13 protein-coding genes and 1 pseudogene are annotated in these 14,322 nt (G+C 66.9%); 5 read left to right on the top strand and 9 right to left on the bottom strand.

Annotated features, from left to right (window positions below; translation table 11 throughout):
• Positions 1–57 precede the first annotated feature (57 nt).
• Together AB0H50_RS24440 and AB0H50_RS24445 are read left to right on the top strand one after the other, a co-directional pair.
• Positions 58–870: an inositol monophosphatase family protein gene (locus AB0H50_RS24440; protein ID WP_357456736.1), complete on the top strand. Its 813-nt coding sequence runs from the start codon at positions 58–60 to the stop codon at positions 868–870.
• Between the two features lie 47 nt (positions 871–917).
• Entirely contained in the window at positions 918–1,562 is a 645-nt protein-coding gene (locus AB0H50_RS24445) for an NAD(P)-binding domain-containing protein (RefSeq protein ID WP_357456738.1), read from the top strand.
• 80 nt (positions 1,563–1,642) lie between these two features.
• Here the strand turns inward: AB0H50_RS24445 and AB0H50_RS24450 are convergent, their stop codons facing one another.
• The 7 genes and pseudogenes from AB0H50_RS24450 to AB0H50_RS24480 form a co-directional block, all read right to left on the bottom strand.
• A complete protein-coding gene (locus AB0H50_RS24450; RefSeq protein WP_357456986.1) occupies positions 1,643–2,242 on the bottom strand; it encodes a hypothetical protein in 600 nt (199 codons plus the stop codon).
• Positions 2,243–2,263: 21 nt separating this feature from the next.
• A pseudogene (locus AB0H50_RS24455) lies at positions 2,264–2,605 on the bottom strand (chromosome condensation regulator); the annotation flags it as partial.
• Positions 2,606–2,828: 223 nt separating this feature from the next.
• On the bottom strand, positions 2,829–3,500 hold the full coding sequence (locus tag AB0H50_RS24460) for a DNA alkylation repair protein (protein WP_357456739.1): 672 nt from the start codon (positions 3,498–3,500) through the stop codon (positions 2,829–2,831).
• Positions 3,501–3,743: 243 nt separating this feature from the next.
• Entirely contained in the window at positions 3,744–4,286 is a 543-nt protein-coding gene (locus AB0H50_RS24465; RefSeq protein WP_357456741.1) for an SMI1/KNR4 family protein, read from the bottom strand.
• A gap of 31 nt (positions 4,287–4,317) precedes the next feature.
• Entirely contained in the window at positions 4,318–4,566 is a 249-nt protein-coding gene (locus AB0H50_RS24470) for a hypothetical protein (protein WP_357456743.1), read from the bottom strand.
• A gap of 83 nt (positions 4,567–4,649) precedes the next feature.
• Positions 4,650–6,095, bottom strand: coding sequence for a serine hydrolase domain-containing protein (locus AB0H50_RS24475; protein ID WP_357456745.1), 1,446 nt, complete (start codon positions 6,093–6,095; stop codon positions 4,650–4,652).
• An 83-nt stretch (positions 6,096–6,178) separates the two neighbouring features.
• Complete coding sequence (locus AB0H50_RS24480; protein WP_357456747.1) at positions 6,179–7,006, bottom strand: alpha/beta hydrolase; 828 nt, start codon at positions 7,004–7,006, stop codon at positions 6,179–6,181.
• Positions 7,007–7,194: 188 nt separating this feature from the next.
• On the opposite strand from AB0H50_RS24480, the gene AB0H50_RS24485 reads away from it, so the two are divergent.
• Complete coding sequence (locus AB0H50_RS24485; RefSeq protein ID WP_357456749.1) at positions 7,195–7,644, top strand: ester cyclase; 450 nt, start codon at positions 7,195–7,197, stop codon at positions 7,642–7,644.
• Positions 7,645–7,875: 231 nt separating this feature from the next.
• On the top strand, positions 7,876–8,910 hold the full coding sequence (locus AB0H50_RS24490) for a fused (3R)-hydroxyacyl-ACP dehydratase subunits HadA/HadB (protein ID WP_357456751.1): 1,035 nt from the start codon (positions 7,876–7,878) through the stop codon (positions 8,908–8,910).
• A 112-nt stretch (positions 8,911–9,022) separates the two neighbouring features.
• Here AB0H50_RS24490 and AB0H50_RS24495 read toward each other — a convergent pair whose 3' ends face one another.
• Positions 9,023–12,025 carry a tetratricopeptide repeat protein gene (locus AB0H50_RS24495; RefSeq protein ID WP_357456753.1) on the bottom strand — a complete coding sequence of 1,001 codons (3,003 nt, stop codon included), beginning with the start codon at positions 12,023–12,025 and terminating at the stop codon, positions 9,023–9,025.
• Between the two features lie 65 nt (positions 12,026–12,090).
• On the opposite strand from AB0H50_RS24495, the gene AB0H50_RS24500 reads away from it, so the two are divergent.
• On the top strand, positions 12,091–13,038 hold the full coding sequence (locus AB0H50_RS24500; protein WP_357456754.1) for a hypothetical protein: 948 nt from the start codon (positions 12,091–12,093) through the stop codon (positions 13,036–13,038).
• A gap of 52 nt (positions 13,039–13,090) precedes the next feature.
• Here AB0H50_RS24500 and AB0H50_RS24505 read toward each other — a convergent pair whose 3' ends face one another.
• Entirely contained in the window at positions 13,091–14,314 is a 1,224-nt protein-coding gene (locus tag AB0H50_RS24505) for a DUF418 domain-containing protein (protein WP_357456756.1), read from the bottom strand.
• Positions 14,315–14,322 lie beyond the last annotated feature (8 nt).

A 14,322-nucleotide genomic window follows, 5' to 3' on the forward strand; every position in this document is an offset into this window, starting at 1 on the left:
TTCGAAGTGCGGGGGCGAGACAGACCGCCCGCATCGACAGAACTCAGGGAGCCCACCGTGACTACACCCATGTCTTTCGACGCCGACACGACGCTCATGTCCGAGGTGACCGCCGCGGTGAAGGCCGCCAGCGTCACGCTGCGCGACCGCTACACCCCGCATGCCCGAGGCGTGAGTCTTGACGAGGTCGTCGATGAGATCCACGCCAACGACGACGCGGTGCTGGACGTGCTGCGCGAACCGCTGCTGCGGGCCCGGCAGGGGTCGCAGTGGGCCGAGGACGAGTTGGCCGGCGGCGCGCTCCCGCCCGGGGAGTGGTGGGTCGTCGACCCCGCCGAGGGCAACATCAACCACGTCCACGGCATGGATGACTGGGCCGTCACCGCCACCCTGGTCCACGACAACCGACCGGTGCTCACCGTTGTCCACCTGCCGCTGACCGGCGACACCTACACCGCCGTCGCCGGAGGCGGTGCCCGCCTCAACGGCCAGCCCCTGAAGGTGTCCGCCAAGACCGATCTGGGCGCCGCGCTCATCGGCACCGGTCAGGCCAAGCCCGGCGAGGACGAGCGAACCTTCCGGCGGATCGGTGACTCCGTCACCGCCATGTTCATCAACGGCCTGGTCGTGCGCGTGTCCGTTCCCGCCACCATGCAGCTCATCCACGTCGCCGCCGGACGCATGGACGCGTTCTGGCAGTTCTCCGACGTCCGCTCCGGCCTGGTCGCCGGCGCCCTGCTGGTCTCCGAAGCCGGAGGAACCGTCACCGACCTGGCGGGCGAAGCCTGGAACACGGGCAGCCGCGACTTCCTGGCCGCCGCCCCCGGCCTCCACGCCGCCGCCCTCGAGGTCCTGTCGCCGATCGCCTGACCGGACACCCCGCACTTCCCACCTGATACCGCAAGGAGCTTCATCCCATGACCAACATCGGCATCCTGGGCGCCGGCCGCGTCGGGGCCAACCTCGCCAACAAGCTCTTCGCCGCGGGACACCACGTCACCCTCGGCAGCCGGGGCCCAGAAGACATCGCCGCCCGCGCCGCCGGGGTCGCCCCCCAGATCGCCTTCGCCGACCAGCGCACCACCGCCCGCACCGCGGACATCGTGATCAACGCGACACCCGGCGACAGCTCCCTGGACCGCCTCACCGGCCTGCGCACCGAACTCTCCGGAAAAATCCTCATCGATGTCTCCAACGCCACCCGCGACGCCGACGACGGCCTGCCCGGCGACCTGTGCTATCCCGGCAGCAGCCTCGCCGAGAAACTTCAGCGCGCACTCCCCGACACCCATGTGGTCAAGACCCTCAACACGATGCTGTTCATGGTCATGACCGCTCCCGAAACCCTGGCCACCCCGCCGACCGTCTATGTCTCGGGCGACGACGAGAACGCGAAGAAGACCGTCACCGGCCTGCTCGCCGACCTGGGCTGGCAGCCCGCATGGATCGAAGACCTTGGAGGCATCAGCACAGCCCGAGCCACCGAGGCCATGATCCAGGTCGTGCCCCACATCCTGCGCCGACACGGCTTCAAGCCCTTCGCCGTCTCCCTCTCCCGCTGAACCCGCCTCCCGGACCGAAAGAACTGCGCGCCGCGCCATGGAAATGTCGGGGTTTCGCCAGCCTGGAATCGACTGCCCAGCTACGGGTTCGCGACCTGAGCTTGTGATTCAACGTCGGCGACCGACGTGGCCGGTCGCCGAGGTTGCCGGTCGGGCCCCGGTTGATCACCAGACGCCGGCGCGAAAGGAGACCGCCAAGCCTGGACTTCCGACCAGGTGTCAACGTCGCACTGACCGTCGGCGTTGTTCCCGGTGCTGAGAACCGTGCCGTCGGCGCGCAGCCCAAGGGTGTGCGTCGAGCCGGCCGAAACGGCGACGATGTCGCGCCAGGCGCTGACCTCGCACTGCCCGAAACTGTTGTCGCCGACCGCGAGGACCAGGCCGAACGCAGTGATCCCGACGGTGTGATAACTGCCTGCGTTCAGCGCGACAACGTCTTCCCACTGGTCGACGTCGCACGCTCCGGTAGTTCGATCTCCGGTTGCGATGGCCCGTCCGTCGGCCTGGAGGCCGACGGTGTGGAGATATCCGGCTGCGATGTCGCACAGGCCACGCCAACCGCCAACCGAACACTGCCCTCGTCGGTTGATCCCCGCTGCCAGAGCCGTGCCATCCGACCTCATACCGACTGAATGCCAGTCGCCGCACGAGACAGCGACCACCTCGCGCCAGCGCTGCACATCGGACGCTCCTTCGGAGGTCCTGCCGACTGCGAGCACGGTGCCATCGGCAAGGACTCCGAGCGTGCGACGCCAGCCCGCGGCGACTGCTACGACGTCTCGCCACGCAGCCACGTCGCATTGGCCGTCGCCATTCCATCCGCTCGCCAGCAAGGTCCCGTCGGATCGAAGTCCGACGGTGTGAGACCTGCCCGTGTTGTTGGCCGTGTGAACATTGCCCGCAGCAACGGCTATGACGTCTTTCCACAGTTCGACTCGGCATTCGTCAGCGGCATTGGCGCCCGCGGCGACAACCGTCCCGTCCCGGCAACGAGCTACAGAGTGTCGTCTTCCGGCCGCCAGTGCCGACGTGCGCGCTCGCATCCTGACCTCCCGACCACTCAGGGTAATGGGCGATCAGCCCCTCGGCCTCGTCGAAACTGCAGATCCCTACCGAGGGTGAACTCGACGGAACTGGACGTACCGGTGCCCGCCGATCGTCGGCCCGGCCAGACCTGGACCCCAGGCCCAACACTCACCGTGGTCCCGACACCGGCGACCGAACGACCGGTGCGGATCGGCTACGCCAGGACATCGACCGCTCGCTCTACTTTTCCTGCTGTCGGCGCACCATCTCGGTGATCCAGATGGGCGCGAACGGAGACGTGCAGTTGGGTGGAGTCGGGTAGTCCTTCAGCACCTCCAGGCGCTCACCGATGTCGATTGCCCGGGCGCGGTGCTCGGCGTGCTCGATGCCGATCTGAGCCAGGCAGTGGTTCATCGCCCACTGCAGGCGATCCGGGGCGGCTTTCATTTCCACCTCGATGACGTCGAGCAGTCCCGCGAGGTCGAGGCCCTCGGGTTTCTTCGCCACGCGTTCGGTGGTCAGCGCCCAGCCTGCGCTCGCGACCACCGGATCCGGATCGGCGGACCAGGCCAGGCGCAGTTCTTCGGAGTGCGGGTTCTTCTTCACTACGTAGTTCACGAGCCAGTCGTGCACCTTGGGTGTGCGCGCCTGGCGCACCATGACGTCCAGCTCGTCACGCTCGAACGCCTTCGGACGGGAGATCAACATCGCCAGCAGTCTCGCCGCGGTGTCATCGGTCTGCCACAGCTCGCGCGCGAGGTCTTGCTGCGTTTTCAGCCGCTTCGCGAGCGCGCGCAGTTTGCCGAGGTTCACACCGTGATCGTCACCGTGCTTCTCGTTCACCGCACGCATCTTCGGGTCCTCGAGCGCGGCCAACTCGGCCATGACCTCGGCCACCGTCGTCTCGGCCACCTCGACCTCCTGTCCGTCACGTGGGAGATTCAGCCTAATGAGCAAGCACAGTGAACCAGGTGATCAGCAAACGCATGGTCGAGATTTCTCGGATCGTCGCGTCCATCCGAGCCCACGGCGAGCTGATGGCGCAGACCACCGGAGCAAGCCACCGAACATGCCGAAAGCGAGCTAGGCGATGGCCCATGCGCCGCGACATGTGCGCATCGTCCGCCGGACCGAGCGCGGATGCGTTGGAGCTGTCTACCGATCCGTCGGGTGCAGTCGCTTGTATGTGTGAGCGGCACGCGGGAAGTAGTGGGCCGATAGGAGGGTCGAACGGATATCTCCGGTGAGAGCAGAGGCGAGGAACTGCGTGCAGGTGTGCCCGAAGTGTTCCCAGCGTTCGCCGCGCGCCTCGTTCACCATGACGGTCCAGTCATCGGGGCGCTGGCTGGGGCGGATCAGCCAGTAGAGGTGTTCGCCGTTGTCGGTCGTGGCCCAGGGTAGCAATCTGGCGCCGTCTTCTTGGAGTTCAGCTGGTTTGTCCTCGAACTGCCACAGGTCTTCCAGGACCTCGGCTTGCCAGTCCTTCCAACCGACGAGGTCGTAATAGTTGTTGGGGCAGCCAGGCTCCAGGACATAGAGGTATTCGTCCCAGTAGCCACCGCCGTATGTGTCGATCAACTCCTTGTAGTCGGCCGGTAGCTCGACACCGAGTTCTCGTTCGACGGCATCCCACTCGATATCTCGCCGTTTCGACGGCGGCGAGACGAGTTGCCCTAGCTGCTCGACGGATTCGATCACCAGACCCGCTCCCGTATTCGCCGCCCCGCGATCACACGCAACTTCCCCCCATCACCCGGTCACCGCGTTGTCGGTGACCGATGTAATCATAGTGGCGGACAATCGAGTTGCTGAGTGATGGGATGTCGATGGGGAGCCAGGACTGGGACACCTTCGCCTTGCCTTCGACACCGACGGCGACGACTACGCCGTTACCTTCGTCCCCGTCGATCGACTCGACCAACTCCGCACTGTCACTGCCGAGGCCGGTCAGCGGGTAGTCGCCTTGCCCTTCTACCAATAGCGATCCTCACCGTTCCCGTGGGACAGCCCGTGTCCGTTGAGCCCAGCCGGTCGAGCTTTGGCTGTTCGCAACCCAGGCTTCTACAGCTGTCGGTTGGGCGAGAGAAGTCCGAACCCGCGCCGACTGATACGCGCCGATGTCGGGCGAGAATCCAGTCGGCATATGGAGTCCGAGGCCCACACTGGTCCGGCTGCGCAGACCGGATCACGCGCCGACGCGCCCTTCTCGTCGCGGGAGAAGTAGCCGAGCTGTCCGCGCAGCCCTCCGGCGGTGACGATGTATTCGTCGCCGGTGCCGGGCAGCAGGCCGACGGCGGCTGCCGGGTAGTCCGGCGGCACTTCCTGGTCCGATGCCGCGCGAATCTCCGGTTCGACGCCGACCGCGAGGTTCAGTCCCGTCTCGTCGGCGGCGATGCTGAGGGTCATCGCGTCGATGGCGTAGGTGCCGATCAGTTCCGCGGCGCGCGGCGGGTCGTAGGGCAACGGTTCGGGGTCGCGTTCGAGGACGCCCAGGTAGTACTCGAGCGCCCAGCGCACGATCGCCCGGTTGCAGGCGATGCCCTCGGGTCCCGCGTTCGACATCACGACGATCGCGAAGTCGCGTTCGGGAACGATGAGCAGTTCGGCGAACTGCCCGTTGCCGGATCCGCCGTGACCGATGGTCCGCACGCCGTCGATGTCGCGGAGGAACCAGCCGATGCCGATGGCGTCGCCGAAGGTGCTCGCCCGCAGCGCGACCGTAGGACGACGCATCGCGAGCAGAGTGCCGGTCGGCAGCACCGCACCGCCGTTTCCGAGATGGAAACGGGCCCAACGTAATTGGTCGGCAGCCGAGGAGGCCAGCCCGCCGCCGGGGTTGTTCGCTCGCGATGGCCGCCACAAGCGCGCGACCGTCAGCGAGCCGTCCGCTTCGGCATTGTGGCCCTCCGCGAAACGGCGGGCGGTGATCTCACGCTGCGCGAAGAAGCTGTTCGCGAGGCCGAGCGGCGCGAAGATCAGCTCCGCGATGGCCTGTTCGAACGGCTGACCGGTTACCTTCTCGATGATCCGCCCTGCCAGGTTGTATCCGGCCTGGCTGTAGGAGGCGCGGGCGCCCGGAACTGCGATCAGGTCGAGTTCCGGGAGCCGGGCGACGAATTCGGCCAGCGCGTCCTCGCCGTCGCCGGTGTCGACGAGGAGATTCCAGTCCAGTCCGGCGGTGTGGTTCAGCAGGTTCGCCACGGTGATCCGGGCGGCGGCGTCTTCGTCGGCGAGCGCGAGCTCGGGAAGGTAGGTCCGTACCGGGGTGTCCAGCTCGACCCGGCCCTGCGCGACCAGACGCATGAGCGCGGTCGCGGTGTAGGTCTTGGTGACCGAGCCGTGCTGGAACAGCGTGTCGCTGTCGACCGGTTGCGGGTTGTCCAGGCTCGTGACGCCGTGGCAGGCGAAGACGTCCCGGTCGTCGACCAGCACCCCCACCGCCACGCCGGGGATACCGAACTGCGTGGCGGTCGCTTCGACGAACTCGGACAGCGTGACATCGGACATCGGGCGTTTCCTTTCGCTTCGTGGAACGCCCATGACGATGCCGACCGGCGCTGACAGCGCACCGACAGCGGGCTGACAGCCCGTCAGTCGGCGCGCAGCACACCGCGCAAGAATGCGGCGAATGCCGAAGTGTCCCCGATGAATCCGGTGTGGTCGCCGGGGAACAGCGTGGGCGCGAGGCCGAGCGCCGCGGCCAGCGCGCGGCCGCTGCGGTCGCAGAGCTGTCCGGCGGAGTCGACGCCGATGCCGATGATGACGCGCGTGGAGCTCGTGCGCAGCGTATCCAGGTCGGGTCGCCAGCCGACGGTGCCGAGCAGCTCATGGTCGAACCAGTAGCGTTCGGAGGCCGCCTGCGCCGGATCGCGGTCGCCGCCGAACATCTGGATGAGCACCGGTTCCGGCAGGTGGATGTTCGCCTGCGCGAGGAACTTCCGGAAGGCGCCGAGCACGTCGCCCGCGCCGTAGGTGGCGATCATGTCCTCGGTGCCCGCCCGCAGCTCGGCGCGGTCGTCGAGCAGCTCGATCAGCGGCGGCTCGTGCGCGACCACCGTGGTTACCAGATCGGGATGGGCCTCGACCAGGGCCAGCGCGCTCACCGCGCCGCCGCTGGACCCGACGACCACGGCCGGTCCGACGTCGAGGTGCTCGATCAGCCGGGCCAGATCCTCGCCGCGCAGTTCGGGCGTCGAGTCCCGGTGCGGATCGGTGAGCGTGCTTCCGCGGTGTCCGCGGGGATCGAGGGTGAGGACGGTGTGGTCGGTGGCGAGCAGGTCTGCCAGCGGCGCGAAATCCGCGGCGGCCATGGGCGCGCCCGCCAGGACGATGAGCGGACCGTCCCCGCGGACCTCGTAGTAGAGGCTGACGTCGGGGAATTCGATGGTGCGGGCGACGGCGGCAGGGCTGAGGGTCATGGGGTCTCCTTGGTGTGAAAGCGTCCTTCGACTGTGTGGACGGCCGGGACGCGGGAAATTCATCGCGGCCACGGAAGACAGGTGCGTGTCGGAGGTCACAACCGGCGCAGCGGCGGTGTCTAGTGGGTGTCGTCGCGCCCGGCCCGGCGACGCGCATCCGACCATTCGCCCCCCGAAGGACCAGCCGCATGTCGACTGAACAGGAAACGATCAACAAAGCGACCCTCGAACGCCTGCACGCCGCCCTCAACTCCCATGATGCGGAGCGCATCACGACGACGATCAGCGAGGTCGTCGCGCCCGACGCACTGATCCACACCCCGGTGCCTGTCGGCGTCACGGGGCCGCAAGCACTCGCAGAGGTGTTCCGCAGGCTCCACCGGGCCTTCCCCGACCTGCACGTCGGGGTCGAGGACACGATCGCGGAAGGAGACAAGGTCGTCAGCAGGAACACGGTCACCGGCACCCACCGAGGCGAGTACATGAACCTCCCGCCGACCGGCAAACCGATCACCTACAACGAGATCTTCATCTTTCGCTTCATCGACGGCCGAATCGCCGAGACCTGGGGCGTCGTCGACGTCTTGGGGCTGATGCGCCAGATCGGCGCGCTTCCCGGCACGAACACCGCGACATAGTGTCCTCGCGAGGCGACTCCACGCGGCCGCCGACGCCTTCTCAGATCAGCTCTACCTCGTCGAATCCGACGGTCATGCTGTGCCGCCGCTCCCGCAGCACCCCTCCTTCGCGATGGACGATGCCCTCGCCGAAGTCGATGCGTCCGCAACGTACGACACCCCGGCAGCATGAATTCGGTCCTGAGGATACTGATTGCGAGCACAGTAGGAATTGGGAAGAGGAGTGGCTCGGTGGAAGCAACGTTCGACGTGGTTGAGCTCGTGGGGTATCGCTATCGCACGGATGACTACTACGAAGTGGGGCGGGAGAAGATTCGCGAGTACGCGCGAGCCGTGCAGGACTTCCACCCTGCGCATTGGAGCGAAGCCGCTGCCGACGAGCTCGGATACGCCGGTTTGGTCGCGCCGACCACGTTCATCTCGACTGCCGCGATGCTGGCCAACCGCAGACTCTTGGAGACCATCATGGCCGGCTACGACGTGTTCGTGCAGACCGACCAGGTCTTCGAAATGTACAAGCCCGTGCTCACCGGCGACCGGCTGGTCAGCGATGTCGAACTCGCCTCGGTTCGCCGCATCGCAGGCAAGGACCTGCTCACGATCACCAACACTTTCACCGATCGAACCGGTGACGTCGTGCAGATCATGCACACGACCGTCGTCGGGATCACCGGCGAGGATGTCGACGCAGGCATCACCGACGCGATCGATCGGGTGATCATGCACGGTATCGAGGCTCGAACCGCGGTCGCGCCCGACGATGCGGACGGGTCGCTGGTGACGACTCCGGCTGCGGAGACCGGCCTTCGCCTTTCCCCGTTCTCCCGGACGCGTACGCCGCGCACCGCAATCCGATTCGAGGACATCGCAGTCGGTGACGAGCTTCCCGCTCGAACCGCTCGCGTGACGCGGGGGGATCTGGTGAATTACGCCGGGGTCTCCGGTGATGCGAATCCGATTCATTGGCACCATGAGGTCGCCGCGCTCGCGGGTCTTCCTGATGTGATCGCCCACGGCATGCTCACCATGGGCCTGGGGGCGGGATTTGTCACCGGATGGCTCGGTGACCCGGGCGCGATCACCCGCTACGGTGTCCGGCTTTCGAACTACACGGTCGTCGAAGCCGCCTCCGCCGGGAACGTGGAGTTCACCGGCCGCGTCAAGTCGGTCGACCCCGAGACCAGGACCGCTGTCGTCGTCATCGTCGCGAAGTCCGCCGGACGCAAGGTTTTCGGCCTCGCCACCGCGGACGTGCGTCTCGCATAGCTCGCGGCGCAGAACTCCGGTCGGCGCACCGGCTGTTCGGTCCTGATAACCGACGTGATTCGGCAAGGGAGATAACGGGTCGATAGGCAGGACCATGACCGATGAGGACCGATCACTTTCCGGTGGCGGCCTCGGTCCAGAAGGCAAGTGCCGTACGCACTTTCGCCGTGCTCGGATGGTCGGGGTGGTCGGATTCCGGCCACCGTCCGAGCTCGCTGAGCAGTTCGGCGTAGCGGTCCCGCGCCCCTGCGGGGTCACCGGCGCGACCGGTGAAGTCGGCCAGGTTCTCCTGGAGGATATGCGTCTCGAGTAAGTTCTCGTCACCGTAGAGCCGCAGACGGATCGGCAGCAGCTGCGCGCACAGGTCGCGTGCCGCCGCGTACTCTCCGCTCTTCCCGAGCCAGTAGGCCAGATTCGCTTTGGTCACCAGCGTAGCGGGATGTTCGGCGCCGGAGATTCTTTCCCGATCCGCCGCCACCGCACGGTTGAGTTCGACGGCACCGGAGAGGTCACCACAGCTGCCCATCCACCAAGCCAGGTTGAGCTCGGCCCACAAGGTTTCCGAATGGTCAGGTCCGAGCACTTCGACGAAGACGGGCACCAACTCGGTGGATATCCGTAATGCCGCAGCCGGGTCACCGGCCTCGCCGACCCACCGCGCATACTGGTCACGCGCGCGCACTACATCGACCTGCGTTGGTCCCAGCACCCGTTCGAGCAGTGGCAAGAATTCCGTGTACTGGTCGCGCGCGCCGACGATGTCACCGGTTTGCCCGGTCCAGAAACCCAGATCGGCTCGTATCTTGACTACATCGCGATGCTCGGGATGGGTGATCCGCACCTGCAACGGCAGCAGTTCGGTCAGGATTGCGACGGCCTGCTCCGCGTCGCCGAGCTGGCCGATCCAGCCGGCGAGCTGTTGTCGCGCGGCGATGGTCTCCCGGTGCTCTCGTCCGAAAACGCTCGCGCAATACTCAGCGAGCGAGGCGAACATGTCCCTGGCGGCATGGGGGTCGCCTGCCTGCCCGGTCCAGTTCGCAAGCCGCGACCTGGCCGCAAGAAGATAGGTGTCGTCAGGAGGCAGCGCTTCTTCGAAGGTGGTCAGCCATCCGGTCCACGATTCGCGGTTGTCGAGCGGCCGCCTTCGTGTGTCGAGGTGATCGAGGAATTCCAGTGCACGCGCGGGGTTTCCGCTTGCCAGAAGGTGTCGCGGTGCTGCCGCGAGCGCGTAGGCGTGGATGTCGGGTTCGTGTGCGGGCTCCTGCCCAGTAGCGGGGAAGAGTAGATTCGCGAGCACCGAATGGGCCGTTCGCACCACTTCGGTCCCGCCGACGGCGGTCACCAGCGGCTGAGTGAATGCCAGATGCGCCAGGCCGACCTTCTCGTCCTGCTGGCCCGGGTGCCCCCGAGCGACCAGGATGCCGAGATCGACGATGACACTGTGCAGACGGGGCAGCGGTGTCCGTGCGCCGAGCGTGCGCAGCGCGTCGGCGAGTAGCCGCAGCGGTGCGACCGGTCCGACGCCCACCGCTACGAGCAGCGCCATCAGAGGCCCGGACACGGCCGCGTGCGCGGGACGGCGGGCGGTGGTGTGGAAACGACGCTCTACCAAGCCGTTGAGGTTCATCGCCTGGTCCGGATCCAGGGCCCAGTCGATCTCGGCGACGAGCCGGGGTATCAGCCAGCCGCCTGTCGCATTATCGGCGAGCCCGGCCAGCGCGGCGGCCATACCGGAAGGCAGGTCCCTATCGGCGCCGGTGAATCCGGCGAGCACCTCCGGTAGCGACGGCGGCCGCACCGGGAAGACCCGCGCGTGGGCGAGTTCGGAGCGGGTGTCCGCGCCGGTCCCGGAGCGGACGCCGACGATGACCCGGACATGGGGAAGCCGTTCGTCGATGCTGAGTGTGGCCACCGCGGCGACGATGCTATCGCGGCCTGCCTCTTCTGGTTGATCGAGTCCGTCGACGAGCAGCCGGATACGTCGGCCGGGTGCTCGAAGTTGTTGCAGCGGACGAACAATAGCGATCTCGAACTCGCTGAACCGTTCGTGGTCGGTCACCGCTTCGAGCACTCCATCGCGGGCAGAACGGAATTCGGCGCCGAATCTGGCGTCCAATTGCGCCGTGAACTCGGCGATCACCGTCTCGATCGAGCTAGTCAGATCGAGAAATACTGCGGCGGTGACGAATTCGGGGCTCAGTCCGCCCAGCGCAGGCACCAGTGCCGGGCGCAGCAGGAGCGCCATGATGGTGGACTTGCCCGAACCCGCCGGACCGACCAGCGCCTGCAAGCGGTCCCCTGCGGATTCGACCATCGCCGCGAGACACTCCTGGACGGCCGTGGTCGGCGACACCGAATACAGCAGGTGATCCACCAAACCCGAGGCAGGTCTGCCAGTTACCGCGTCGCGACGCCGGGCCCGATTCGGCACCAGCCACAGTCCGAGATCGCCCCGCTCCACTTGGGCACCGTTGAAGGACAGGTGGCGCGGTGTCTGCCATTGACAGGCCGCGTTGATCGCAGGGGTCAGGTCGCCACACAGCAGGTTGGTGCCGCTGGTGTCGAGGCCGGAGTCGAAGGTACGTAACAAGGTTCGGGTGAAGCAGCCGTCGTAGGCGTTGCCACGATCCGAGGCCACCAGCAGCTCCAATCGCCCCGCGGCCTTCTCCATGATCCGCACCCAGCGGTTGCCTGCACCCAGAGCCCCGGTCCCCGCCTCGCAGGCGTCCACGAGCACCACAAGCCCGTCCAGCGCCTGGGTCAGGCTCAGCTGTTCGGCGACCACATTGACGAGATGCAGGCCGGCATCGGAGTCCATTGGCTGCTCCGAATCGCTGGCCAGCAGATAGAAGTCGTCGTCACCGGTGGTGAAGCCGTGGCCGATGAATGTGATCAGCAACGTGGCCCGCAGGTCGTCGGCGTGCCGGAAGGCCGCCTTCACGAGGCGCTTGAGCTCGACTGTCGTCGGGTCGAGCACCGGACCCTCGTTGAGCGGCAGCCACCCGCCGTCGGTGGTCAAGGTCGAATAGAGTGCCGTGGCGAGTTCGCCGGTGAAGCCGAGGTGTCCGAACTTCTTGCTTTCCGACCCGATAACGAGGGCCACTCGATCTGCCATGGGTCACACTTTCCTGTGAGCGTCGCGGGGGCGCAATCATGTACCGACGTCGAAGGGAACCGCACGTGGCAACCATCGTCCTGGTTCACGGCATCGCGCAGGAGCAGGAGTCGGCGGACACGCTGGAGGCGAAATGGCTACCCGGCCTTGCCGGTGGGGTGCGCAACCACGGGAACCCGGAACTGGCTGATCGATTATGGCGCAACGGAGTACCGGGCGAGGTGAGCACTCGCATGGCGTTCTATGGCGACCGGTTTCTGACAAAGGGCGCCCAGGGTGCCGGGCCAGGTCAGGTGGACGAGACCCAACTCGAACTGATGGAGCTGCTTGCCGAGCAGTGGCTGACCACGGCGGCCGAGCATGCGAGCGACGAGAAGGATCGACGCACCGCCCAGCAATTGACCGCGGTTCCGTCGGATGCGCACGCGCAGGGCGCCAGAGCCGCGATGCGTCCTGCGCTCAACGGTCTGGTTCGGCTGCGCTGGTTCGCGCCGTTCGGCATCGGGCTCGCCGAGAAGTTCGTGTGGCGCGCGCTTTCCCAGGTCGCCCGCTACTTCACCGACGACGCCGTCCGGCAATACGCCCAGGATCAGGTGCTCGCGCACATCGGCCCGGATACTCGCCTGGTCGTCGGTCACTCGCTCGGTTCGGTCGTCGCTTACGAGGCGCTGCATCGCTGCGAGCAGAAGGTCGCGTTGCTGACCATGGGCTCACCGCTGGGCTTGCGCACCGTCGTGTACGACCGCCTGCGGCCCCAGCCGGTCTCGGTGCCGAGTGCGGTGGCCGGCTGGGACAATCTGGTCGACCGCGACGACCTGGTCGCCGCCCACCTCGACCTTGCGCCGTTCTTCCCGCCCGCACCCGGCACCACCGTCGTCCCGGTGACCGCCGCGGCGCTCGACAACGGCTCCATGCCACACGATTCGACTCACTATCTCGTCAAGGCCGTCACCGGCGGAATCGTCGAGACAGCGTTGGCGCGACAGGCGGGCCGACCGGACCGCGGTGACTGACTGCACCGCTGTTCGCTCCCGATCCGCGCCATAGTGGCGAATCCGCCTGGCGTCAACCCACTTTCGCGGGTACGCGATCCGAATTGCGCCACGGCGGAACGCGTACATAGGTGACCGCCCGCAGCACCCATTCCACCGGTCCGTATCGGTGGTCGCGCAACCACCACGCGCTCAGCGCGAGTTGCGCCGCATAGGTGAGCAGGGCGAGCCCGATCACCCCGGCGGGCGGCACCTTGTCGGCGAGCGCGAAGCCGTAGCCGGTGTAGAGCACCATCAGCACGATCGACTGGCCGATGTAGTTCGATGCCGCCATCCGGCCCGCGGCCGCCAGCCTGCCGATGGCTCGCGTGGTGCGCGGCGCGCGGGCGAGCAGGACGATGCCCGCGATGTAGGCGAAGGTCATCACCGGGTTCACCAGTTCCTGCACGCCCATCCACCACCACGGCGCGTGCAGCAGGTCGACCGCATTCGCGAACGTCACCGCCGAGATCGGTAGACCGAGTGCCAGCCCGATGACCAGCACGCGCGGCGCCCACCGATCGAGTGTCTCGCCATCCTCGAACAGATCCCGTTTGCCCGCCGCCATGCCGATCAGGAAAAGCCCGAGGCTGGTCATCCCTTGCACGATCCAGGTGAGCAGCAGGAAGCTGGGCGCTACGGATAGTTGCACGTCGAGCGTGTCGGCGAAGTCGCCGGTGTAGCCCGCGTGCAGTGCGGGCAGGTCGATGAATCTTCCTAGCTCCTGGTACACGTCACCGCCGGGTCCTGGCACGAACGCCAACAGAGACCACAGCACATACAGGACCGCGCCGGTGATCAGCGCCGTGCGAGGCCGCAGCTTCCGCAGAGCGATCAGGATCAGGCACAGCAGCGCGTACAGGGTGAGGATGTCGCCGATCCAGAGCAAGCAGACGTGCGCGAGCCCGATCGCCATCAACGCCGCGCAACGCCGCAGCAACCGTGCGTTCGCCGACGCGCCTGCCCGCTGCGCGGCCGCGATCTGCAAGGTGAAGGAGTAGCCGAACAGGAACGCGAACAGCAGGTAGAACCGTCCGGAGAACAGCGCGTCCACGAGCCCGGTGACGACGTGGTCGACGGTGCCCCGGTAGTGCTGCCGGAGGTCGTCCTCGGTTCCGTCGAACGACCACAGCACCGTCGCGACGGTCACATTGGTGATCAGGATCCCGAACAGCGCGAAGCCGCGCAGGATGTCGATTTCCGCGATCCGCCGTCCGGTGGTCGCGGCGGGCAGCACGGATTCGGTGGCACCGGACATGATCCGAC

Origin of the sequence: Nocardia sp. NPDC050793 (assembly GCF_040654065.1) — a bacterium.
GTDB lineage: Bacteria > Actinomycetota > Actinomycetes > Mycobacteriales > Mycobacteriaceae > Nocardia.

Coding starts and splice junctions, on each gene's coding strand:
- AB0H50_RS24475 (WP_357456745.1), bottom strand. CDS start 6,095: ATGTCCGATGTCACGCTGTCCGAGTTCGTCGAAGCGACCGCCACGCAG.
- AB0H50_RS24505 (WP_357456756.1), bottom strand. CDS start 14,314: ATGTCCGGTGCCACCGAATCCGTGCTGCCCGCCGCGACCACCGGACGG.
- AB0H50_RS24445 (WP_357456738.1), top strand. CDS start 918: ATGACCAACATCGGCATCCTGGGCGCCGGCCGCGTCGGGGCCAACCTC.
- AB0H50_RS24480 (WP_357456747.1), bottom strand. CDS start 7,006: ATGACCCTCAGCCCTGCCGCCGTCGCCCGCACCATCGAATTCCCCGAC.
- AB0H50_RS24485 (WP_357456749.1), top strand. CDS start 7,195: ATGTCGACTGAACAGGAAACGATCAACAAAGCGACCCTCGAACGCCTG.
- AB0H50_RS24495 (WP_357456753.1), bottom strand. CDS start 12,025: ATGGCAGATCGAGTGGCCCTCGTTATCGGGTCGGAAAGCAAGAAGTTC.